Below are 2,080 nucleotides of genomic sequence, written 5' to 3'. Positions count from 1 at the left end.
GCCGCGCCGGCCGCGGCGCCTCGATCGCCCGGCCGGCGAGCGCGTCGACGACCGCCCCGCCCTGCTCGCGCGCCAGCCGCACCAGCACGGCGAGCCCGGCCAGCGCCACCAGCACGAAGAAGATCGCGAACCCGCCCTGCACCATGCCCCCTCAACCGGCGGCGCGGCCGCGCGGTTCCGGCGGCAGGCGGTACGGTCTTCTCCTCGACCGATCCCTCCCGGCAACGACGCCCGATTTCGACGCGAAACCGCGAAGAACGCGAAGCCGCGAAGAAGGAAAAAAGTCTTTCTACCCAGACCCGTCATCCCGGCGATTGACCAGGTGTGGAGTGCCCCCGGCACTCCACAGCCGCTCCGGGGAGCGGCGGGCCCGATCAATGGGATCACCGGTCGGACAGACACCACCGCCAATGGAGTGCTCCAAAAGGGCGCTTCGCGCCCAATCCTCCTGCGTCGCGCTGCTGCGCAGGCGTTAACCCGCCAGCTCTCGCTGCCGCCCCTTCGCGCCTTCCTTCTTCTTCGCGGCTTCGCGTGGAAATGCTGCGGTATTGCGGGCCGCGGAGTCAGGCGCCTCGCGCCGCCGCTCGCGCCGCCCGCCCCTTCGCGCTTCCCGTCCTCTTCGCGATCTTCGCGTGAAACAGCGGCCGCCGCGCCCAGCAGCCGCCGGACCAGCCGCCGCCCCTACCCCGCCGCCGCCGCGAACGGCAGGCGGATCACCGCGTCGAAGCCGCCCGCCACCGCCTCGGTCTCGAGCCGCGCCGCCGGCCCGTAGCGCGCCGCCAGCCGCCGCCGGACGTTGGCGAGGCCGATGCCTGTACTGAGCACCGCCGAAGTGTTGGTGCTCACCGGCACCGCGCCTGCCCCGAGCGACGCCGAGGCGCCCCCGTCCCGCTCGAGCGACGCGCTTCGGTTCGCGACCTTGAGCACCAGATCGTCGCCCTCGCGCGCCGCGCCGACCGAGAGCAGAGCCGGCCCGCGCCGCGGCGCGATGCCGTGCTTGATCGCATTCTCGACCAAGGGCTGGAGGATGAAGTTCGGCACGCTCGCCTCGGCCGTGCCCGGCGCCACCGCGATCTCGATCGCCAGGCGCTCGCCGAACCGCGTCGCCTCGATGTCGAGATAGGCGTCGATCGCGTCGATCTCCCGCGCCAGCGGCACGTCGGCCATCGGATCGCCCTCGAGCGACGAGCGCAGGAAGGTCGACAGGCGGTCGATCATCTCCTCGGCCTCGGCCTTGCGGTCGACCACCATCAGGGTCGAGATCGAGTTCAGCGTGTTGAACAGGAAATGCGGGTTGAGCTGGAGCCGGAGCGCCGCGGTCTGCGCCTGCAGCGCCATCGCCTCGGCCGACGCCGCCTTGGCCGCGCTCGCCTCGACCGCGACGTTGAACCGCGCCGCCCACAGCACGGTGAGGGTCAGAGCGAAGGTCCACAAAGTGAGGATGGTGACGGCGGCGAAGCGCTGCGAGCCGATGTGCAGAGCCCAGGCCTGCCAGCCCGGCACGAACGACAGAGCCAGCCAGCGCATCCAGTAGAGGTCGAACGAGGCCTGGACCGCGGTCGCGGCGGCGAAGGCGAGGCCGAGCAAAGGCCAGCGCAGCAGCGGCGAGCGCCCGCGCGTCTCCTCGCGGAGGCGGTCGAGCTGCAGGGTGAGGACGACGCCGAGCACGAACATCGGCAGCGCCGCGAGCAGGCTCGCGCCCAATGCGGTGCGCCCGGCGAGGAAGCCGAGGAAATCGACCAGGGCATAGCCGAAGCCCCAGATCACCATCGCCGGCCCGAGCGCGGTGTGCATGAACCCCGAGCGGAAATTCTCGATCATGCGGATCCTCCCCGCCTTGCGGGGATGATCGGGTGCAGCCTGCCCCGCAGGCTGCAGTCGTGCCGGGGGCACGACGACCCGATCATGACCGCCGCCGAAGGCGGTGGTGGAGGGGGTTGGGAGGCCCACGCCGCGTAATTCGGGGACACCGCGTAATTCGGGGACACTATACTTAATTCCCCCGCCCCGGCGGACGTGCGGCGCGGGAGGGACGCGACGGCCGCGCGCGCCGTCACAGCGCGTCCGCTCCGGCATCGCC

General features: G+C 71.9%; 1 protein-coding gene. It reads right to left on the bottom strand.

The window, feature by feature from the left end:
• Nucleotides 1–681: 681 nt before the first annotated feature.
• Nucleotides 682–1,821: a sensor histidine kinase gene (locus E2493_RS15880; RefSeq protein ID WP_135088583.1), complete on the bottom strand. Its 1,140-nt coding sequence runs from the start codon at nt 1,819–1,821 to the stop codon at nt 682–684.
• Nucleotides 1,822–2,080: the final 259 nt, after the last annotated feature.

This window comes from Sphingomonas parva (ex Maeng et al. 2020) (assembly GCF_004564275.1).
Taxonomy (GTDB): domain Bacteria; phylum Pseudomonadota; class Alphaproteobacteria; order Sphingomonadales; family Sphingomonadaceae; genus Allosphingosinicella; species Allosphingosinicella parva.
Note: the sequence above shows the minus strand (reverse complement) of the source record. Positions and strands in the feature narration are given on the sequence as shown.

Bases quoted from the DNA above. Each gene is read 5' to 3' on its own strand.
- E2493_RS15880 (WP_135088583.1), bottom strand. From the start codon at position 1,821: ATGATCGAGAATTTCCGCTCGGGGTTCATGCACACCGCGCTCGGGCCG.